This is a genomic window from Geodermatophilus sp. URMC 61 (assembly GCF_052931555.1).
The window spans coordinates 1,087,060-1,107,415 of record NZ_JBRFHZ010000002.1; the positions used below are offsets into that span (position 1 = coordinate 1,087,060).

Annotated in this window: 15 protein-coding genes; 3 read left to right on the plus strand and 12 right to left on the minus strand. The window is 73.8% G+C overall.

The window, feature by feature from the left end; all coding sequences use genetic code 11:
• Positions 1-11 precede the first annotated feature (11 nt).
• From sbnB to sbnA, 5 genes are read right to left on the minus strand one after another with little or no spacing between them, the layout of a single operon-like run.
• On the minus strand, positions 12-1,046 hold the full coding sequence (sbnB, locus tag ACU610_RS05095) for a 2,3-diaminopropionate biosynthesis protein SbnB (RefSeq protein WP_446766633.1): 1,035 nt from the start codon (positions 1,044-1,046) through the stop codon (positions 12-14).
• A gap of 27 nt (positions 1,047-1,073) precedes the next feature.
• Complete coding sequence (locus ACU610_RS05100) at positions 1,074-2,063, minus strand: TauD/TfdA family dioxygenase (RefSeq protein WP_446766634.1); 990 nt, start codon at positions 2,061-2,063, stop codon at positions 1,074-1,076.
• The gene (locus tag ACU610_RS05105) at positions 2,063-4,588 is read right to left on the minus strand and encodes a non-ribosomal peptide synthetase (RefSeq protein WP_446766635.1); all 2,526 of its coding nucleotides are present in this window, start codon (positions 4,586-4,588) and stop codon (positions 2,063-2,065) included. The genes ACU610_RS05100 and ACU610_RS05105 overlap by 1 nt, the downstream gene beginning before the upstream one ends.
• Positions 4,585-7,752 carry a Pls/PosA family non-ribosomal peptide synthetase gene (locus tag ACU610_RS05110; RefSeq protein WP_446766636.1) on the minus strand — a complete coding sequence of 1,056 codons (3,168 nt, stop codon included), beginning with the start codon at positions 7,750-7,752 and terminating at the stop codon, positions 4,585-4,587. The genes ACU610_RS05105 and ACU610_RS05110 overlap by 4 nt, the downstream gene beginning before the upstream one ends.
• A gap of 16 nt (positions 7,753-7,768) precedes the next feature.
• A complete protein-coding gene (sbnA, locus tag ACU610_RS05115) occupies positions 7,769-8,860 on the minus strand; it encodes a 2,3-diaminopropionate biosynthesis protein SbnA (RefSeq protein ID WP_446766637.1) in 1,092 nt (363 codons plus the stop codon).
• 473 nt (positions 8,861-9,333) lie between these two features.
• On the opposite strand from sbnA, the gene ACU610_RS05120 reads away from it, so the two are divergent.
• Positions 9,334-9,981: a hypothetical protein gene (locus ACU610_RS05120; RefSeq protein WP_446766638.1), complete on the plus strand. Its 648-nt coding sequence runs from the start codon at positions 9,334-9,336 to the stop codon at positions 9,979-9,981.
• Positions 9,982-10,021: 40 nt separating this feature from the next.
• On the opposite strand, the gene ACU610_RS05125 is transcribed toward ACU610_RS05120, so the two are convergent.
• The 3 genes from ACU610_RS05125 to ACU610_RS05135 are packed head-to-tail and all read right to left on the minus strand — an operon-like array spanning position 10,022 to position 12,367.
• Positions 10,022-10,789 carry a sulfite exporter TauE/SafE family protein gene (locus tag ACU610_RS05125; RefSeq protein ID WP_446766639.1) on the minus strand — a complete coding sequence of 256 codons (768 nt, stop codon included), beginning with the start codon at positions 10,787-10,789 and terminating at the stop codon, positions 10,022-10,024.
• On the minus strand, positions 10,786-11,532 hold the full coding sequence (locus tag ACU610_RS05130; RefSeq protein WP_446766640.1) for a hypothetical protein: 747 nt from the start codon (positions 11,530-11,532) through the stop codon (positions 10,786-10,788). The genes ACU610_RS05125 and ACU610_RS05130 overlap by 4 nt, the downstream gene beginning before the upstream one ends.
• A gap of 55 nt (positions 11,533-11,587) precedes the next feature.
• Entirely contained in the window at positions 11,588-12,367 is a 780-nt protein-coding gene (locus ACU610_RS05135; protein WP_446766641.1) for a sulfite exporter TauE/SafE family protein, read from the minus strand.
• A 121-nt stretch (positions 12,368-12,488) separates the two neighbouring features.
• Between ACU610_RS05135 and ACU610_RS05140 the strand changes: the two genes are divergently transcribed.
• On the plus strand, positions 12,489-13,946 hold the full coding sequence (locus ACU610_RS05140; protein WP_446766642.1) for a histidine kinase dimerization/phospho-acceptor domain-containing protein: 1,458 nt from the start codon (positions 12,489-12,491) through the stop codon (positions 13,944-13,946).
• A gap of 78 nt (positions 13,947-14,024) precedes the next feature.
• Here the strand turns inward: ACU610_RS05140 and ACU610_RS05145 are convergent, their stop codons facing one another.
• Positions 14,025-14,525, minus strand: coding sequence for a hypothetical protein (locus tag ACU610_RS05145; protein WP_446766643.1), 501 nt, complete (start codon positions 14,523-14,525; stop codon positions 14,025-14,027).
• 356 nt (positions 14,526-14,881) lie between these two features.
• Positions 14,882-17,428, minus strand: coding sequence for a DEAD/DEAH box helicase (locus tag ACU610_RS05150; RefSeq protein ID WP_446766644.1), 2,547 nt, complete (start codon positions 17,426-17,428; stop codon positions 14,882-14,884).
• A 117-nt stretch (positions 17,429-17,545) separates the two neighbouring features.
• Between ACU610_RS05150 and ACU610_RS05155 the strand changes: the two genes are divergently transcribed.
• Positions 17,546-18,403, plus strand: a complete 858-nt coding sequence (locus ACU610_RS05155) for an SDR family oxidoreductase (RefSeq protein WP_446766645.1) — start codon at positions 17,546-17,548, stop codon at positions 18,401-18,403.
• Between the two features lie 125 nt (positions 18,404-18,528).
• Here ACU610_RS05155 and ACU610_RS05160 read toward each other — a convergent pair whose 3' ends face one another.
• Positions 18,529-19,020, minus strand: a complete 492-nt coding sequence (locus tag ACU610_RS05160; protein ID WP_446766646.1) for a hypothetical protein — start codon at positions 19,018-19,020, stop codon at positions 18,529-18,531.
• Entirely contained in the window at positions 19,017-20,303 is a 1,287-nt protein-coding gene (locus ACU610_RS05165; RefSeq protein ID WP_446766647.1) for a hypothetical protein, read from the minus strand. The genes ACU610_RS05160 and ACU610_RS05165 overlap by 4 nt, the downstream gene beginning before the upstream one ends.
• Between the last annotated feature and the right edge of the window lie 53 nt (positions 20,304-20,356).

Below are 20,356 nucleotides of genomic sequence, written 5' to 3' on the forward strand. Positions count from 1 at the left end.
CCGCGCCGTCCTCACCCGTACCGGCGCAGCTCGGAGAAGAAGTCGTCGACGACGTGCAGCTCGCCGGTGCGGGCCAGCTCGTCGTAGACGGACTTGCCGACCGCGAGGTCGAGCACGCCCAGGCCGAAGGGCGAGAAGACCACCGGCCGGTCCGCCGGGACGGTCACCCGGCCGGCCATCACGTCGGCGAGCGTGCCGAGCAGGAAGTCGCGGTTGCCCGTGAGCTGCTCGACGAGGTGCGGCGAGGTGTCGGCCTTAAGGCAGTGCTCGACGTCGTCGACCACGTTGACCGAGCGCAGCAGGATCTCCGGTGCGAGGTCGCGCAGCGACACGTGCAGCACCAGGGGGTTGTGGTCGAACCAGGACGGGTCGGTGACGTGCGGCTCGCCGGCGACCGTGGCGAAGACGACGAGGTCGCTGGAGCGGATCAGCTGCTCCGCGGTCTCGTGCACGGTGACGCGGGCCGACGTCCCCGACTGCTCCAGGTACCCGGCGAAGCCGGCGGCGCTGTCGGAGGAGAGGTCGTGCACGCCGATCTCGTCGAACGCCCAGCCGGTCGCGGCGAGGTAGGTGTGGATGTAGCGGGCGATGAGGCCGACGCCGAAGAACCCGACCCGCGTCGGCCGCGGGCGTCCGCGGCTGAGCCAGTCGGCACCCGCCGCGGCCGACGCCGCCGTCCGGGTGGCGCTGATGACCGAGGCCTCCATGCAGGCGAACGGGTAGCCGGTGTCGTGGTCGTTGAGGATGAGGACGGCCGAGGCGCGCGGGATGCCGGCCGCCACGTTCTCCGGGAAGCTGGAGATCCACTTGACGCCGTCCACCCGCAGCTGACCGCCGATCGAGGCCGGCAGCGCGATGATCCGGGAGGACGGGCGGTCGGGGAAGCGCAGGAAGTAGGACGGCGGGTTCACCGAGTCACCCGCGCCGTGGAGCCGGTAGGTCGCCTCGACCAGTTCGACGATCTCCTTCTCGCGACCGTGCAGGGCGGACTGGACCTGGGCGCCGGGGACCACGGCGAACGAGGGCACCGTGAGCTGCTGGGACATGCGTACTCCGTTGTGCGGGGGGAGGGATCAGGCGGTCGTCGTGCGGTCGGGCAGGCGCGTGGGCTCGGCCATCCCGACGAGGACCTCGCGGGGTCCCTCGTAGGGCTCCCGGCTGTGTGCCGTGCGGATGTTGTCCACGACCAGCAGGTCGCCGGACTGCCAGGGCTCGCGCAGGGTGTGGGCCTCGTAGACCTCGTTGAGCAGTGCGACGACGTCCTCGCCGATCGGGTCGCCGTTGCCGAACCGCGTGTTGAAGGGCAGGCCGTCCGGGCCGTAGACGTCCACCAGGTACTCGCGGACCTCCTCCGCGAGCGTCCACTCGTTGAGGAACGCGACCTGGTTGAACCAGCAGCGCCGGCCGGTCACCGGGTGCCGCACGACGGCGCTGCGCCGCTGCCTCGTCTGGAGGCTGCCGTCGGGCTGCCAGGCGGCCTCGATGGCGTGCGTGCGGCAGTACTCCTCGACCGCCGCCCGGTCGTCGGTGCCGAACGCCTCGGCCACCGAGGCGCCGATCTCGTCGTTGAAGCTGCGGACGAGCATCCAGCCCTCCCGCTCGAAGCGCTCGACCAGGTCGGCCGGGAGCGCCTCCAGCACGGTCGGACCGTCGGCCACGCCGGTCACCCCGCCGGAGGTGGGCGCGGTGAGGCAGGCGAAGAGCAGCAGGCCCGGGAACTCCAGCGCGTAGCTCAGCTCGTTGTGCATGCACATCGGCTGGTTGGCCGGCCACGGGGTCGACGAGTACGCCCCACCGGCCCTCGGCTCCCGGGGCGCGAATGCCTCGCGCTCGGTCATCAGGCCGGTGGTCAGCTGCCCGAAGACGTTCGCCACCTCGTCCGCGTCACGCAGCCCGAGGCCGCGGACCAGCACCGCCCCGTGCTCGGCGACGGCCGCGCGCAGGGCGTCCCGGTTCCCGGCCGCCCACGCCGTGGCATCGCCCCGGGCGTCGGTGCGCAGCACCGGGGGGCTGCCCGGCTGCAGCTCCACGCCGAGCAGGGACGCCGGGGAAGACGACGACATCAGGAGGTCCTCTCGGGGGCTCGGGGGGAGGGGATGGGGGAGGAGCCGGTGCGCTCGTCGAGCAGGGCGGCGAGGGCGGCGAGGTCGGGTACGGCCTGGAGCTCCTTCAGCGACACTGCGCGGCCCAGGGCGACCACGAGCTTCACCGCCGACAGGGAGGTCCCGCCGAGGGTGGCGAAGGAGTCCCGCCGGCCGATCTGCTCGGCCGGGACGCCGAGGACCGTCGACCAGACCTCCGCCAGCCGCCGCTCGGTCGGCGTCTCGGGTGCGTCGAGGTCCCGCGTCCCGCTGAGGAGCTCCCCGGCGAGGGCGGTCAGCGTCGTCCGGTCGATCTTGCCGTTGGCCGTCAACGGCATGACCTCGCGCCAGTGGAAGGTCGACGGGACCATGTACTCGGGCACCGCCGCGCCCAGCCGCTCCCGCAGGACGTCGTCCTCGATCGGCCCGGGACCGGAGTAGAAGGCCACGAGGCGCTTGTTGCGGTCGGCGCCCTCGGCGACCACCGCGGCGCCGTCGCGCACCCCGGGCACCCGCAGGAGGCCGTTCTCGACCTCGCCGATCTCGATCCGGAAGCCGCGGATCTTGACCTGGTTGTCCCGGCGGCCGAGGAAGTCGAGCTTTCCGTTCGGCAGCCAGCGGCCGTAGTCGCCGGTCCAGCAGATCCGCTCACCGGGCCGGTTGGGGTCGTCGCGGAACACGCGAGCGGTCCGCTCGGGGTCGTTGACGTACCCGCGACCCACGCAGATCCCGGAGAAGACGATCAGCCCGGGGGCACCCAGCGGGACGGGGGTCCCGTGCTCGTCGACGACGTCGACGTGCGTGTTGATGATGGGCCGGCCGAGGGGCACCCGCTCCTCGGCCGGGACCTCCGCCATGATCTCGTGGACGGCGTCGTCGGAGGTCTCGGTCAACCCGTAGGTGTTGACCACCGGGATGCCGGGCTGGACGGCGAACCAGCGCTGGACGAGCTCCTTCTTCAGGAAGTCCCCGGTGGGGCAGACGGTGTGCAGGTCGGGCAGCTCGCGGGGGTGCTGTTCCAGGTAGGAGACGATCACGTCCAGGTACGAGGGGACCACCTGGAGCACCGCGGCCCGGTTGTCGACGATCGTGTCGACGAACCGCTCGACGTCGAGGATCACGTCCTGCGGGACGACCAGGGTCCGCCCGCCGAGCACCAGCCCCGCGACCATCTGCCAGATGGAGATGTCGAAGCACTGCGGCCCGGTCTGCGGCACGACCTCGCCCTCGGCGATCGCGAGGTCCTCGATCTTGGCGAACAGGTGGTTGATCAGGCCCGCGTGCTCGCACATGACGCCCTTGGGCTCACCGGTGGAGCCGGAGGTGAACAGCATGTAGGCCAGCTGGTCCGGCGCCACCGGGACGCCGAGGTCGCCGTCGGCGTGGTCCTCGGCCCAGGCCGCGTCGACGGGGAGCCGTTCGACGTCGGGCAGGGTCTCGAGCGCCTGGTCGAGCGTGGTGCTGCTGCGCTCCTCGGTGAGCACCAGGCGGCACTCCGCGCGGGTGAGCGCCGTCCCGATCCGGCCGGCCGGGAAGTGCGGCTCGAGGGGGAGGTACGCCCCGCCGGACTTGTAGACGGCGAGCACGGCGGCGACCCACTCGAGGTCGCGCTCCATGACGACCGCGACGACGTCCTCCCGGCGCACGCCTCGCGCCAGCAGCGCCCGGGCGAGGTGGTTGGCCCGTGCGTTGAGTTCCGCGTAGGTCCACTGCCGGTCGCCGCAGACCACGGCGACGGCGTCCGGCTGGGCCGCGGCGCGCTCCTCGATGAGCTCGTGCACGGGACGGTCCGGCAGCGCGCGCTGCGGACCACCGAGGTCCTCGAGCTGGAAGCGCAGCTCCTCGGGGGAGACCAGGCTGGCCTGACGCGGCTCGGCGTCCGGGTCGACAGCGAGCTGCTCCAGCGCGGTGTGGTGGTAGCCGGCGATGCGCGCGGCGGCATCGGCGTCCAGGACGTCGGTCCGGTACCGCAGCCGCACGGCCAGCCGGTCGCCGTGGTGCGCCGGCGCGACCTCCAGCACGATGCCGTCGGGGAGGTCGCCGCCGGCGCCGGTCGGGTCGAAGACCGTCTCGAACGACGGTCCGCGGGTGTCCAGCTCGCGCTGCAGCTCCTCGAGGGGGGCGTGCCGGTGCGCCAGCACCTGGGCCTCCACCGCGGCGGTGCGCCGGACCAGCGCCCGCCACGAGCCGGCGTCCGTCGAGATCCGGCACGGCAGGGGCCGGTTCCCGTCGCCGGCGACGTAGCCGGTCACGACCTCGTGCTCGCCGGAGAGCGCGGAGAGCACGCGGGCGTGGGCGGCCAGGAGCACCGATCCGAGCGGAACCGCCAGCCGGTCGGCCAGCCGGCGCAGGGTGACCCGGGTCGAGTCCGCGACCGTCACCTCGAGGGCCGCCGTCCCGGGCGCCGGCGCCTGGGACCACCGCGGGATCGTCGTCGACCCGCCTGCGGCGAGGGTCTCGTGCCAGAACGCGCGGCCGGCGTCCGTGGCCGTGTGGACGGCGGTCACCGGGACTCCGCCAGGTGACGCTGGGTGGCGCGGTGCCGGCCGCCCCTGCGCGGGACCGGGACGGCCGAGGCGTCCCCGTCCTTGCCGAACAGCTCCATGAACTCCTCCACGTTCTGGGTGTCCTGCCCGTTGAGGGCGTCGTCGTCCGGGGTGCCGAGCTCCGCAGGAGGAGTCGGCGCGGGGAGAGCGAAGACGGAGAGGGGGATCGGGTCGAGCTCCGCGGCGGGGTTGCCTCCCCAGCGGGCGCCGGCCGGGACCTCCTCGCCCTTCATGAGGAAGGACTCGGGCCCGATGACGGCGCCGTCCCCCACGGTCACGCCGTAATGGACCATGGTGGCCACGCCGATCGTGCAGCCGGAGCCGATGGTGGTGGCGTCGGACTTGAAGGCGTAGTCCTCCTGCGAGTGGCACTGGATGTACGCGCCCGCGTTGAGGATCACGTCGTCACCGATGGTCACGATGTTCTTCTCGGACATCCCGGCGCCCTCGTCGTAGAGCCGCTTCCCGACCCGGACGCCGACCATCCGCCACAGCAGGGACTTGAACGGGGTGCCGTTCATCAGCCGGTGCACGTTCGCCCGCGCGCAGAGCTTGAAGAAGCGCTCCGTCCGCCAGAAGTCGACGTCGTAGATGGAGCAGTACTTCGGCCGCACACCCTTGAACCCGGTGGACGCCCGCTCGACGAAGGCGAAGTAGCAGATGGTGAACAGGACCCACGCGACGTTGGCCAGCGCGATCGCCCCCGCGCCCAACGAGTCGTACAGGTCGACCATCGAGAAGCCGATCAGCGTGAGGGCGAAGACGAAGACCCACCGCGACAGCAGGAACAGCGCGATGCTGACCAGGTTGTGCCGGTTCTTCGCGGCCAGCCGCTGCGGGAACTGCTCGTCGTGTGCCATCCGGATGAACTTGTCGTCCCGGGCGACCGAGCGCGGGATCTGGAAGGCGGGGGAGCCGAGCAGCCCGACGCCCTCGCGGACCGGCCCGTCGATCGGGACGAGGACCTTCGTGGCCAGCAGACAGTTGTCGCCGGTCCTGCCCTGTGGCGGGTAGACGATGTCGTTGCCGAGGAAGTTGTTCCCGCCGATGCGCGTCGGGGACACGCTGAACGACGTGCTGGAGTAGTTGGCGTTGACGATCGAGATCCCGCTGGCGACCACCGTCCCCCTGCCGATGTGGCTCAGGTACGGGCTGTCGTGCTTGACCTCGGTGCCGAAGTTCGACCCGGTCTGCACGACCGGCTTGAGCCGGTAACCCAGGGCCGACAGGTAGGGGACGATGTAGGAGCTGTCGCCGAACACCTCGTGGAAGAACTTCCGGTTCGTCAGCCGCGAGATCGCCCGGTGGAACACGTAGTGGATCCCGTAGAGCGGGTAGACCCGGTCCGGCTCGAGGACGAGGTCGAGCAGGCGTGGGACGACCATCACGACGAGCAGGCTGAGCAGCATGCCCCCGAAGAAGAGGACGAGGGAGATCAGCAGCGCGACGCCGTAGAACGACGCGCTGGTGAAGGCCAGCGGGCCGCCCTCCAGCAGTTGGGCCATCCACGGGATCTTGGTGAGGAGGTAGGCCAGGACGCCGAAGGACAGCGGCAGGTACAGGCCGAACAGGTACAGCAGCTGCAGTCCTGCGTACCGGGCCCGCCGCCACGTCCCGCAGTCGGCCGGGGCGACGCCCCGGTAGTCCGCCTGTGTCGGCTCACCCGGCGACCCGTGCCAGTGCTCGCCGGCCGGCACCGCCTGCCCCGCCTGCAGGGAGGAGGCGTGGCCGAGCTGCGCGCCGTCGCCCATCGACGTCTCGATGTCCAGGACGGACTTCTCGCCGATGAAGGCGTTCCTGCCGATCGTGACCCGGCCGGTCTGGATGACGCCGTCGACGGCCCGGTGGGTGCAGAGGAAGCCGTCCTTCTCGATGACCGTGCCGTCGCCGATCGTCAGCAGATCGGTGCAGACGGGCACGTGCCGGGAGAAGACGACCACGCCGCGCCCGACCTTCGCGCCCAGGGCCCGCAGGTAGAGGCTGTAGAGCGGCGAGCCGGCGAACAGGACCAGCGGGTTGGCGGCGACCAGTGTCTTGACGAACCAGAACCGGAGGTAGCCCGCGCTCCAGATGCGGATCTGCTGGGGCCGCCACCGGCCGATGAGCAGCCACTTCACCAGGATCGGCAGCGTGCACATGAGAACGAAGGTGACCGCGCCGACGAGGGCCGCCCGCCGGTAGTCCTCGAGGAGGCCGCCACCGGCCCAGATGTAGTCGAAGCCGCGCTGGAGCACGGCGCCCATGACCAGGGTGTAGGCGAGGAAGAGCGCCACCTGCATCGCGCCGGTGGCCACGTACTCGGCCGCGCTCGCCCGTGCCACCGGCTCGCTCGCCGCCACGGCGGACACATCGGCCGGGACCGGGGCCTCGGCCTCCGCCGGTGCGGTGGGCGCAAGCGCCGTGGCCAGCCCGCGCAGGGTCGGGTGCGCGTAGACGTCCTTGATGGAGACCGCGGGCAGGTCGGCCCGCTTGCGCACGCGGGCGCAGAAGCGGGCCATGACCATGGAGTCCGCGCCCAGGTCCTCGAAGACGTGCGCGTCCGGGTCCACGGTGTCCATCTGCAGCACCTCGGCCAGGACGGCGGCCAGCCCGTCCTGGACGGGGCTTCCGGCCGGCGCGGGGGCCAGCGCGCCGGCCAGGCCGCGCAGGGTCGGGTGCGCGTAGACGTCCTTGATGGAGACCGCGGGCAGGTCGGCCCGCTTGCGCACGCGGGCGCAGAAGCGGGCCATGACCATGGAGTCCGCGCCCAGGTCCTCGAAGACGTGCGCGTCCGGGTCCACGGAGTCGACCTGCAGCACCTCGGCGAGCACCTCTGCCAGGCCCGACGCGACCGGGTCGGCGGCCGGCGCGACGGCCGGCGCGGGGGCCAGCGCCCCGGCCAGGCCGCGCAGCGTCGGGTGCGCGTAGACGTCCTTGATGGAGACCGCGGGCAGGTCGGCCCGCTTGCGCACGCGGGCGCAGAAGCGGGCCATGACCATGGAGTCCGCGCCCAGGTCCTCGAAGACGTGCGCGTCCGGGTCCACGGTGTCCACCTGCAGCACCTCGGCCAGCACCGCGGCGTAACCGGTGAGCACCGGGTCGGCCGGCCGCGCGGGGGCGGCCGACCCGGCGGAGACCAGGTCCACGGGGTGTCCCGGCACGTCAGTTCCCCGACCGCGGCAGGGGCAGCCGGACGACCTCGGCGTCCGGCGGGGAGGTGACCAGGCTGGTACCACCCGGGTCGGCGTCCGACTCGACCGGCCGCGGCAGGCTCTCCGGGAACGGGTGGGCGGCCTGGACCGGGTCCAGCACGTCCTTGCCGAAGAGGTCCTCGAGCCAGTTGGTCTGGTAGACGGTGTCGAGGTACCGCTCGCCCAGGTCGGGGGCGATGGCGACGGCGGTGAGGTCAGCGCTGCCGTGGCGGGCCAGCCAGCTCGCCGCCCCGCTGACCACCGTGCCGGTGGAGCCGCCGAACAGGAAGCCGCGGTGCGCCAGCCGGTGGCAGGCGCGGAGGGTGTCGGCCTCCTCGACCAGCACAACCTCGTCGACGTAGGACTCGTCGAGGAGCGCGGGCCGGACCCCGCTGCCCAGCCCGGGGATCATCCGTCGGGCCGGGGGTCCGCCAAAGGTCACCGAGCCCACGGAGTCGACCGCGACGACGTGCACCGGACGGTGCCACTCACGGAAGAACCGGGCGCAGCCCATCAGGGTCCCGGTCGTGCCGGCACCGACGAAGAGCACGTCGAGGTCGGGGAAGTCGCGGGCGATCGCCGGCCCGGTCCGCTTGAAGTGGGCCCGCCAGTTGCCGGGGTTCCGGTACTGGTTCAGCCAGACGAAGCGCGGGTCGGAGGCGCACATCGCCTCCACGTAGTCGATCCGCGCCCCGAGGAAGCCGCCCACCGGGTCGGGCTCGGTGATGGTGTGGACCTGGCTGCCCAGCGCCTCCATCAACCGCCGGGTCGACAGGTTGCAGCGCGGGTCGGTCACGCACAGGAACCGGTAGCCGCGGCTGGCCGCGATCATGGCCAGCGCGACGCCGAGGTTGCCCGAGGAGGACTCGATCAGCACGGAGTCCGGCGTCAGGACGCCGTCCCGCTCGGCGGCCTCCACCATCTCGGTCGCGGCCTTGAGCTTGATCGAGCCGGCGAAGTTGAAGCCCTCGCACTTCAGGTACAGCGGGGCGTCGACGATCGACCGCAGGTCCACGTACAGGTCGTCCTCGTTGAAGGCCTGCGGGACGGAGATGACGGTCACAACGGTCTCCTCAGGGGTGGCAGCGCACGCGGCTGCTCGTCAGGAACCGGGACATCGGGGGAGGTGGGGTAGCCGTCGCACCTACACAGAGGGCGGCGGTCGGGCCGGTGATACAGCCGAGGGCGGGCCGTGCGGTCGAGGGAGGACGGGGCGGCGGGACCGGCGCAGCTGGTGGCGTGGAGACGTGCGGGAGGCACCCGCTCGGACTGGATCGGCACCATGGGCTCCCCTGCACGCTCGCGAGACCGGGAGGACCGACGGCACCGCCGGGCGACGTCGAGCCGGTGTGGCCCTGGCAGTCTGTGTTACGGGAAGGTTGCGTCTCCATGCGACATCCGGTGTAGTCCGGACGGCCCAGGACCAGGGACCCTGGACCAGGGGCCCTGCTCAGGATGCGTGTCGCGGTCCCGACGGGTCGACACCGGCAGCGGCCTCCCTGCCCCCGTCGGCCCCTCCGCCTAGCGTGGACGGCGATGTCCGAGGAACCCCGCACCCCGTCGTCCCCCGTGACCACCGAGCTGCCCGCGGCCGAGCCCGCCGGTGCGACCCCGGGCGGCGCCACACCGTCCGGCGCCGCCCCCGCGGGCGCCGCGCCGTCCGACCCCGCGCCCTCGGGGCCGGTCCCGTCCGGCCCGGTCCCACCCGCCCCGACGGCGACCGGCCCGATCCCGGTCGGCACCCCGCCGGCGCCGCCGCAGCCGGCCGCCCCCACCGCGGCGCCGGAGGGCGCCCAGCCGACCGGTCCGGTCGCCGGCCGGCCCCGGACCGGCGCCCGCAACCCGTTCCCGCTGACCCGGATGGGCCCCTGGGCCCCCGTCGCCGGTGCGGTGGTCGGCCTGCTCGCGGGCCTGGTCGTCGTGCTGCTGCTCGCCGGGGTCGCCGAGGCCTTCGCCGAGCGCCTGGCGCTGGTCTTCCTCACCGTCGGGCTCGGCATGCTCGGCGCGGCCGGGGCCCTGCTGGCCGACGAGGTCCGCCTGGTGCGCCGCGGTGCGCGGGAGGCCGGCATCCGGCCGGCCTGGGTGGAGGCGACGGCCAACCTCATCAACGGCCTCACGCCGGCCCGGCTGCTGCTGCTCGCGAGCGCGTTCGTCCTCTTCCTTGCCGCCTACGTCAGCACCTGAGCCGGCCGCGTCCGGCCCCGCTGGCCCCCTGCAGGTCCTCTCAGGAGTAGGCCTGGACGGCGAGGTGCACCGCCAGACCGAGCCCGGCGAGGGCGATGAGCCGGCGCAGCAGGGTCGCCGGCGCGCGGCGCACCACCCGCGGGCCGAGGCGCCCACCGGCGAACAGGCCGATCGCCAGCGGCAGGGCCGCCGACCAGGCGACCGGGGCGAAGACGGCGAAGCCGATCGCCGCCGCCAGGTTGGCCGTGCCGAGCACCACGTTCCGCAGCGCGTTGCCGACCGGCAGGCCCTCGCCGGTCGAGAGCAGGAGGAGCGCGAGCAGCATCACGCCGGCCGCGGCACCGAAGTAGCCGCCGTAGACGGCGATCGCGGCGACGGCCAGCGGGAGCCACGACGGGTCACGGTGGGTCGGGTGCGCGGCGACCCCCCGTGCGGCCAGCTCCCGCGGTGGCCGCTGCACCAGCAGCGCCACCGCGGCCCCGCCGATCAGCCACGGCACGATCCGCTCGAAGGCGTCCGACGGCGTGAGCAGCAGCAGGGCCGCACCGGCCGCGCCGCCCAGCACCCCACCGCCCGTGAGCCGCAGCAGCCGCCGTCCCTGTCCCCGCAGCTCCGGCCCGGAGGCGCTCACCGCGCCCACGCTGTTGAGCACCAGGGCGACGGTGTTGGTCACGTTGGCCGCCACCGGCGGAAGGCCGGCCGCCAGCAGCGCCGGGTAGCTCACCAGGGAGGCCAGCCCCGCGATGCTGCCGGTCAGCCCCCCGCCGACGCCGGCCAGCACGAGCAGGGCGAACTCCGCAGGGGTCACCCGTGGTCGCCGTCGCGGTCCGGGGCGGCCCGCAGGTCGGCCGGCACCAGGCGGCCGGCCAGGATGTCCTCGGCGACGTCGTCCACCACCCGGCCCGCGGCGATCGCCGAGGCGCGCATCGTGGCGATGGCGTCGGTGGCGTCAAGTCCGCGGACGACGCCGACCAGACCCATGGCCTGCCAGACGCTCGCCCGCCGTTGCGCGTCCGGCCCCTCCATCCAGCTGCTGCCGTCGTCCGGGAACTCCGGCCCGGTCACCGTGACCGCCAGCTCGTGCGTGGTCACCCGAGCGACGTCCTGCAGGTCGTCGCGGTCGAGGGAGGTCAGCCGCGCGGGGTCGCGCACGTACAGGTCCAGGACCACCAGCGGCCCCATCGGCGGGGGCAGCGGCACCGACAGCACGCCGCGGTAGGTCGTCTCGTCGAGCAGGGAGGCCCACAGCTCCGGCCAGTTGCGGGCGATGTCCTCGAGGGAGAAGGCGATCGCCGTGCCGTTGTCCTGCGCGCGCAGGCAGGGGCCGTCACCGACGGTGAACTGCAGGCGTTCGGCGTGCGCGGTCTGCGGGTCGCTGGCACCGATCGGCGTCCGGAGCAGACCCACGTGCAGGCTCAGCCCGGCACCGTCGACGTCGAGCGCGGCGGCGCAGGCCCGTGCCAGCCGGGAGGGCAGCAGTTCGGGTCCGTCGAGGTCGGCCGGTGAGGTGGTCAGGGCCTGGTCGAAGCGTTCGGCTGCACTCCCGGTCATGGGTCCAGCTTGCCGCGTGGCCCGACGGGCTCCGACACCGGCCGGTCCGGCGGTGTCAGCCGGTGAGCAGGACGGCGATGGCGACGCACCCGAGCGCGACGATCGCGCCGCGCAGCACGGCCGAGGGCAGCCGGCGGCCGAACCGGGCGCCGACGTACCCGCCCAGCAGTGAGCCGGCCGCGACCAGCCCGGCGGCGCGCCAGTCGACGCGGTCGGTCGCCACCACGATGTAGGCCCCGGCGGCCACTCCGTTGACCGCGGTGGTGAGCACGTTCTTGATCGCGTTGAGCCGCTGCAGGGACTCGTGCAGCAGCAGGCCGAAGACGCCGATCTGCAGCACGCCCTGGCTGGCCGCGAAGTAGCCACCGTAGCTGCCGGTCGCGTAGGCGCCGGCGAGGAGCGCGGCCAGCCGGGCGGGGCCGATCCCGGACGGCGGCTCCTCCTCCGACCGCCGGCGCGTCAGGGCCCGCGACACCAGCGGCTGCACGACGACGAGCACGACGGCCAGCCCGACGAGCACCGGCACGATCGCCTCGAAGCTGCTCGCGGGCAGGTGCAGCAGCAGGAACGCGCCGGTCAGCGCACCGAGCACCGAGGCGGGCAGCAGCCGCACCAGCAGCCCGCGCTGCCCGGCCAGCTCGCGCCGGTAGCCCAGCGAGCCGGCGAGGTTGCCCGGTACCAGGCCGAGGGAGTTGCTGATCGTCGCGGTCACCGGCGGCAGACCGATGGCGAGCAGCACCGGGAAGGTCACCAGCGTGCCCGAGCCGACGACGGCGTTGATGGCGCCCGCCGCCAGCCCCGCCGCGGCGACCGCGAGCATCTCCAGGAGGGTCATCGGGTCATCGCCCGTGAGCGTGCCACGCCCGCGGGCGACCGGGCCCAGGGGGAGGGCGAGGTGACCGATCCGCGAGGCGTTCTCCCGGCGCCGGTATCACGCAGCGGCCTCCGGACCTCCGATGAGGCACACGACCGTGGCCACGGCGCCCACCGGGGCCGCGGGTGCCGGAGTGCCGGCGCGCCCACCGCTGAGCCTCGACCACTGCCGATCGGAGGCGACGTCCGTGCGCACCCGGATCATCAGCCTGGCCGTGCTGACCTCCGTCGTCGCCACGGTTCTGTTCGCCGTGCCGCTGGGCGTGGCGGTGCTCCAGTACGCGCTGCAACACCAGTGGGGGCACCTGGTGCGCGACGCCAGCGACCTGGCGATCACCGTCGCCGGCGACGTGTACCACGGCGACCGGATCGAGCCGGAGACCGTCGACGACTTCTGGGACGACGGCGAGGGGGTCACCGCAGCCGTGTTCGACCGAGACGGTCAGCGGTTGGCCGGGGCGGTCCGGGAGTGGGACGCCGACGTACTGGCCGGGGCCTTCGACGGCCAGGTCTCGACCGCGACCGACGGGAACCTCTGGGTGGTGGCCGTCCCCGTCACCCACTCCGACGAGGTGATCGGCGCGGTGGCGGTCACCCAGTCCCGCGCGGACGTGCTCGGTGTGGTCGGCCTCATGTGGGCGGGGATGGCGGGACTGGCGACGGCCGCGGTGACGGTCGCCTGGTTGGTCGGGCGCCGGCAGGCCCGCCGGCTGGCGCAGCCACTGGAGGAGCTGGAGGAGAGCGCGCGTCGGCTGGGGGAGGGTGACTTCAGCGTCCGGACCCGTCGGGGAGGGATCGAGGAGATCGACGCGGTCGGCGCCGCGCTCGAGGCGACCGCGGCCCGCCTGGACGAGCTGCTCGCCCGGGAGCGGGCCTTCTCCACCGACGCCTCCCACCAGCTCCGGACGCCGCTGGCCGGGATGCGGCTGCGCCTGGAGGCGGCGCTGGAACGGGCGGACGCCGACCCCCGGCCGGCGATCGCCGCGAGCCTGGTCGACGCCGACCGCCTGGAAGCGATCATCGACGAGGTCCTGGCGCTGGCCCGCGCCGGGGAGGGCCCTCCCACGGAGCCGGTCGACCTCGGCACGCTGGTCGGTGAGCTGTCGCCGGAGTGGGGCGCGCGGCTGGCACTGCACGGGCGGGACCTCACGGTGCGGGTCGACCCCGGCGCGCCGGAGGCCCGGGCGTCGACGGCGGCGGTCCGCCAGGTGCTCGGCGTGCTCGTCGACAACGCCACCACCCACGGCCGGGGCACCGTGACCGTCACCGTCCGGGAGGCCACGGGCGCCGTGGCGGTCGACGTCTCGGACGAGGGTTCCGGCGTCCAGGACGACAGAGGCGCCGTGTTCGCGCCGCGGGCTGACCGGCGCAGGGGGCACGGGATCGGCCTCCCGCTGGCCCACCGGCTCGCCGAGGCCGAACGGGGCCGGCTGCAGCTCACGCGCGTGGCGCCCCCGGTCTTCACCCTCCTGCTGCCCGCGGTCCCGGTCGAGACCCGGGACGCGCGCGAGGTCGCCGCCGCGGGGTCGGGCGACCGGTGACCCCCGCGGGCGCACCGTCCGTCTCGGGGGCGCTCCCCGGGTGGGCCCGGACCTCGAGGGCGGTCGGTCCAGGCTCGGTCAGTTCAGGCTGAGGACACCGACGCCGGGCACGAGGAGGCCGCATCCGCCCGGTCCGCTCCACACGGACCACGGCACGAGTCCGGTGGGGGCCGCGGCCCTCGCCTCGGTGGACACGGGCGTGATCCTCCACGTGCTGGTCCTGACGACCGTGCCGAAGCGGCTGTCCGGGACCGCACCCGACGTCGTCAGGCACCGGGCGCTGAGGCACGGGTTCGGTCCGACGGTCGTCAGGGCCGTGCGCAACCGCTGCAGGACCCGGTCGAGCTCCGCGAGGGAGCAGGAGTCGTCCCGGGGGGCGTGGACCTGGAGGGTCAGCAGCTCGGACCCGGCAGGGGCGGAGCTGCGCTCGTCGACCGTCCACCTCAGGGAGACGAAGCAGGACGCCGTCCGCTCGTCCGGGGTGCCGTCCGACTCGAGGCGCCGGGCGTAGTTGGCCAGCAGCGTCCTCAGCGTGGCGTCCCGGGCGATCAGGTTGAACGCCACGATGCGAAGGTCCACGGAGCCCTCCCTGGGTGCCCGCCGTGCCACGGCAGCCCGTCGTCTGCTCCCAACGTTAGGGAGGCGATGACGAGCAGCGGTCCAGGCGGAGGCAAGAGTTCGGTTAAACCGTGGGCGCGAGCCGACCCGTCACGCGAGGGCCGGGATGCGCTCCAGCAGTTCCCGTCGAGGGGGCGGTCGGTCCACCCCGGCCATGCTCCGGTGTTGATCATGGGGTTCCCGCCGGTGCCCACGGCGTTTCCGCCCGTGTCGCCGACAGGAGCCCCGTGGACAACAGCGCCGGGCGTCGACCGGCCCTCTGCAGGGTCCGGCCGCGAGCTCGCGAGCGGTGGGCGGCAGGGGGTCCTTCTACCCCTTCAGTCCCTCCGACCCGCGTCGACGACGCGCAGCACCACGGCGCCCTCCTCGTCGGAGGCCTCGAGGTCGACCTCGACGTCGAAGCCCCAGTCGTGGTCGCTGGCCGGGTCGTCGAGGATCTGCCGGACCCGCCAGACCCGGGGCTCGCTCCTGTCCCAGATCAGCAGCGCGGGACCGCGGGCGTCGGCGCCGGTGTTCAGCTCGGCGTGCTCGGCGAAGTAGGCCTGCACCACCTCGCCCCACCGATCGGCGTCCCACCCGGAGCCGCGGTCGAGCTCGCCGAGGTCGTACCAGCGGCGGCGGGCGAAGAGCTCCACCCGGCGGAACAGCTGGTTGCGCACCATCGCCGTGAACGCCCGCTCGTTGCCGGTCAGCGGCCGCGGGCGGGTCGGGACGGCGACCGGCGCGTCCAGCGGCTGGTCCGGGCTGGTCAGCTGCTCCCACTCGTCGAGCAGCGAGGAGTCCACCTGGCGGACCAGCTCGCCGAGCCACTCGACCAGGTCGGTCACCTCGTCGGTGCGGGCGGCGGCGGGGACGCCGGAGCGCAGCGCCTTGTAGGCGTCGGAGAGGTAGCGGAGCACCGCGCCCTCCGCGCGGGTCAGCCCGTAGGCGTTGACCAGCTCGCGGAAGGTGTAGGCGTTCTCCCACACGTCGCGGACGACGGACTTCGGCGACAGGTGGGCGTCGGCCGCCCACGGGTTGGAGCGGGTGTAGACCTCCAGCGCGTGCTCGAGCAGCTCGGCCAGCGGCTGCGGGTAGCTGATCTCCTCGAGCAGGTCCATGCGCTCCTCGTACTCGATGCCCTCGGCCTTCATCCGGGCCACCGCCTCGCCCTTGGCCTTGTTCAGCTGCGCGGCCAGGATCTGCCGTGGGTCGTCGAGGGTGGCCTCGATGACGCTGACCACGTCGAGGGCGTACGTCTCCGACTCGGGGTCGAGCAGCTCGATCGCCGCCAGCGCGAAGGTCGACAGCGGCTGGTTGAGCGCGAAGTCCGGCGGCAGGTCGACGGTCAGCCGGTACCGCCGTCCGTCCGGCTCGGGCTCGTCGAGCCGGACGAGGACGCCGGCCTGCAGCAGCGAGCGGGCGACGCCGATCGCCTCGCGGACGTGCCGCAGCTGCCGCTTGCGCGGCTCGTGGTTCTCCGTGAGCAGCCGGCGCATCGCGACGAACGGGTCGCCGGGCCGGTCGACGACGTCGAGGACCATCGCCGTCGACACGCGCATGTTGCTCGTCAGCGGCTCGGGATCGGCCTCGACCAGCCGGCGCATGGTGCCCTCCGACCACGGCACCATGCCCTCGGGCGCCTTCCTGCGCACCAGCTTGCGGCGCTTCTTCGGGTCGTCGGCGACCTTGGCGAACTGCCGCAGGTTCTCGACCTCGTGCTCGGGCGCCTGGACGACGACGGTGCCTGCGGTGTCGTAGCCGGCCCGCCCGGCCCGCCCGGCGATCTGGTGGAACTCCCGGGCGTTGAGCAGCCGGGTGCGGGTGCCGTCGTACTTCGACAGCGCGGAGAAGACCACGGTGCGGATCGGCACGTTGATGCCGACGCCGAGGGTGTCGGTGCCGCAGATGACCTTGAGCAGGCCGGCCTGCGCGAGCTGCTCCACCAGCCGCCGGTACTTGGGCAGCATGCCGGCGTGGTGGACGCCGATCCCGTGGCGCACCAGCCGCGACAGTGTCGTCCCGAAGGAGGTGGTGAACCGGAAGCCGCCGATCATGTCGGCGATCGCGGCCTTCTCGTCCTTGGTGCACACGTTGACGCTCATCAGCGCCTGGGCGCGCTCCAGCGCCGAGGCCTGGGTGAAGTGGACGACGTAGACCGGCGCCTGCCGGGTGTCGAGCAGCTCCTGGATCGTCTCGTGCATCGGCGTCGTCGCGTAGTAGTGGTGCAGCGGCACCGGGCGCTCGGCGCCGGCGACGAGCGCGGTGGGCCGGCCGGTGCGGCGGGTGAGGTCCTCGCGCAGCCAGCCGGTGTCGCCGAGGGTGGCGCTCATGAGCAGGAACTGCGCCTTCGGCAGCTCCAGCAGCGGCACCTGCCAGGCCCAGCCGCGGTCGGGGTCGCCGTAGAAGTGGAACTCGTCCATGACGACCAGCCCGACGTCGGCGTCGGCGCCCTCGCGCAGCGCGATGTTCGCCAGCACCTCGGCGGTGCAGGCGATGATCGGGGCGTCCCGGTTGACCGCGGCGTCGCCGGTGAGCATGCCGACGTTCTCCGCGCCGAAGACGCCGCACAGGGCGAAGAACTTCTCGCTGACCAGCGCCTTGATCGGCGCGGTGTACCAGCTGCGCCGTCCCTCGGCCAGCGCCGCGTACTGCGCGCCGGTGGCCACCAGCGACTTGCCCGAGCCGGTCGGCGTCGCGAGGACGACGTTGGCGCCGCTGACCAGCTCGATCAGCGCCTCCTCCTGGTGCGGGTACAGGACGGTGCCCCGCGCCTCGGCCCAGGCGGCGAAGGCCGTGAACAGCTCGTCGGGGTCGGCGCCGCGCGCCCGGAGCGCGGAGAGGTCGGACGAGTCGTCGAGGAGGGGAGGGGCGGTGGCGGTCATCGTGAGGGACAGCGTGCCCGACGCCCGTTCGCTTCCCGTCGAGGCGACCCGGTTCCGCGGCGCGCAGCACGGGTAGGCGAGCGCCCGTACCGACGCCGCACCCGATGGAGGACGACCGTGTCCGAGCCCCGCCCCGAGTCCCAGCCCGCTCAGAAGCAGGACGTCCCCGGGACGCTGGGGGAGATGACGCCCAAGCCCGACCACGGCGAGGAGAGCTACCGCGGCTCCGGCCGGCTGACCGGCAAGGCGGCGGTCATCACCGGCGGCGACAGCGGCATCGGCCGCGCCGTCGCGATCGCCTACGCCCGCGAGGGCGCCGACGTCCTCATCTCGTACCTCAACGAGCACGAGGACGCCAAGGACACCGCCCGCTACGTCGAGGAGGCCGGGCGGAAGTGCGTGCTGGTCGCCGGCGACCTGGCCGACCGGGCGCACCAGAAGACGATCATCCCCAAGGCCGTCGAGGCCTTCGGCAAGGTCGACGTCCTGGTCAACAACGCGGCGTTCCAGATGAGCCACGACTCGCTGGAGGAGATCTCCGACGACGAGTGGGACCACACCGTGGCGCTCAACCTGACGGCGATGTTCACGCTGTGCAAGGACGCGATCCCGCACATGCAGCCGGGCGCGTCGATCATCAACTCGTCGTCGGTGAATTCCGACAACCCGAGCCCGAACCTGATCGCCTACGCGATGACCAAGGCCGGCATCGCCAACTTCACCGCCAGCCTGGCGCAGATGCTGGCCGAGAAGGGCATCCGCGCCAACAGCGTCGCGCCCGGGCCGGTGTGGACGCCGCTCATCCCGGCGACCATGCCGGAGGAGAAGGTGGAGAGCTTCGGCCAGCAGGTGCCGCTGGGCCGCGCCGCCCAGCCGGCCGAGCTGGCGCCGGTCTACGTGCTGCTGGCCAGCGACGAGGCGTCCTACGTCTCCGGCGCCCGCGTCGCGGTCACCGGCGGCAAGCCCATCCTGTGAGCAAGGACCCCCGGCCCCGGCCCCGTCCCGGGTCCGCTGGCCCCCTGCAGGGGCCCGCCGCGAGCCTGCGAGTGGCGGGGGGCAGGGGGTCCTTTCACGAAGGGTGGGGAGGACGGGGTCCTCTGTCAGCGGACGGTGCCGACGACGACCGGGTCGGTCCAGGGGGTGGCCGAGCCGTCGGCCCGCACGGCGCGCACCCGGTAGGCCAGCGACCCGGCATCGGCCAGGGCGGCGGTCCGCCCGGGATCGTCGGCCGGTGCCGTGCCCCGGCCCTGGGCCAGCTGCAGGTCGATGCAGCCGCCGGTCAGCTCCCGGACCCGCGGGGCGACTCCCTCGGCGGTCACCGTCCGCACCTCCCAGCCCGCCACGGCCTCGTCCCCGGCCGGCGCGAAGCACGCCTGCCAGGTGGTCGACCAGGTGCCGGCCGCGGGGTCGACGTCGTCGACCAGCGTCGCGGACGCCAGCACCGGGGCGGCCCCGGTGACGGCGGTGGTCTCCGCCGCCGCGGTCGCCGGGGCGGCCGGTGTCCCCGCCCCGCCCGCCGAACAGCCGGCGAGCCCGACGGCCAGCGCGAGGAGCGCGGCCACCGGGCCCGGCGAGCGGAGAGACGACGTCACCACTCGACGGTGCCGAACACCTCGCCGTCGAGGACGATCGTGTTCGGCGGGACGACGGCGTCCGCCGGCAGGTCCGTGCCGACGACCGCGCTGTGGTCGCCGATCACCGCGCCGTCGCCGATGGTGCTGCGGAAGACGACCACCTCGTCGCCGAGCCGCACGCGGTCGCCCACCACGGTCTGCGTTTCGGGCCGGCCCGCGACGACGACCCGGCCGCCGCCGTGCACGATCGCGCCGGTGCCGTAGCGGACGTCGTCGCCGACGTGGAGGTCGCTGCCCTCGAGGGCGTGGAAGGTGACGTCGTCGCCCATCCGGTGCACGTGCCCGACCACGAAGGGCTCACCCTCGTCGGCGCGGACGGCGATCCGCTCACCGGTCCGCTCGGCGAAGCGCGCGAAGGGGTCGGCGAGGGCGACGTCCCCGATCACGCGGTTGCGGAACTCGGGCCGGGCCTGCTCCTCGCCGGCGAAGCTCGGCAGGTCGCGGTCGGGGTTGAAGTCGCTGCCGCCGGGGTCGACGTTGGCGCCGGTCACCGCGGTCGGGTCCTCGCGGTACAGCTCGGTGTACTCGCGGGCCAGTGACTCGTTGACGTGGATGACGGCCTCGTTGAAGTCGATGTCGCCCTGGTTGATGAAGCGGACCTCGCCCAGCTCCGGGTCGCTGGCCTCCGCGTCGGTGGTGACGTCCTTGCCCGGCAGCACGAGGAAACCGCTGGGCAGGGTCACTCCCGGGGCGACCCGGGCGAGGGCCGAGACGCCGGAGTTGCGCTCGATCGTCGCGCCGTCGACCTGCGCGCCGAAGGAGAGGAACACCGAGCCCGCGCCGACGTCCACGCCGGCCGCCACGACCTCGGCGGGCAGCTCGCTCTCCGCGGTGCCGACGCTGGCCGAGCCGAGCACCGAGGACCCGTGGGCCAGGATGACGCGATCGCCGACCTCGATGCCGCTGCCGCCGCGGGCGTCGACGGTGACGTTGTCCTGCGCGTTCGAGGCCTCGCCGACGGTGATCGGCGCCTCCTCCGACGCGAGCAGCTCGGCGAAGGGACCGACGTAGGTCCGCGGACCCAGGGTGACGTGCCGGGCGCCCTCGACCGTGGCCGTCGGGTCGAGGAAGGTGGCGGAGCCCGCGGCCGCGCCGGCCGCGCAGACCGGTCGGTCGCGCTCGGTGGGGGAGCAGCCGTGCGAGTCGGCGCGGGCGAGGGCGGTCGGGGCGAGGGCCGTCGGGGCGAAGGCGCCGGCGACCAGGAGGGCGGTCGTCGAGCCGATCAGCGCGGTGCGTCGCATGGGCGGTGTCCGTCCGTGGGGGCCGCTCACCCGGCCGGGGAACGTCTGTAGGC

Bases quoted from the DNA above. Each gene is read 5' to 3' on its own strand.
- ACU610_RS05135 (WP_446766641.1), bottom strand. From the start codon at position 12,367: ATGACCCTCCTGGAGATGCTCGCGGTCGCCGCGGCGGGGCTGGCGGCG.
- ACU610_RS05100 (WP_446766634.1), bottom strand. From the start codon at position 2,063: ATGTCGTCGTCTTCCCCGGCGTCCCTGCTCGGCGTGGAGCTGCAGCCG.
- ACU610_RS05150 (WP_446766644.1), bottom strand. From the start codon at position 17,428: ATGACCGCCACCGCCCCTCCCCTCCTCGACGACTCGTCCGACCTCTCC.
- ACU610_RS05165 (WP_446766647.1), bottom strand. From the start codon at position 20,303: ATGCGACGCACCGCGCTGATCGGCTCGACGACCGCCCTCCTGGTCGCC.
- ACU610_RS05120 (WP_446766638.1), top strand. From the start codon at position 9,334: ATGTCCGAGGAACCCCGCACCCCGTCGTCCCCCGTGACCACCGAGCTG.
- ACU610_RS05130 (WP_446766640.1), bottom strand. From the start codon at position 11,532: ATGACCGGGAGTGCAGCCGAACGCTTCGACCAGGCCCTGACCACCTCA.
- sbnB (WP_446766633.1), bottom strand. From the start codon at position 1,046: ATGTCCCAGCAGCTCACGGTGCCCTCGTTCGCCGTGGTCCCCGGCGCC.
- ACU610_RS05140 (WP_446766642.1), top strand. From the start codon at position 12,489: ATGAGGCACACGACCGTGGCCACGGCGCCCACCGGGGCCGCGGGTGCC.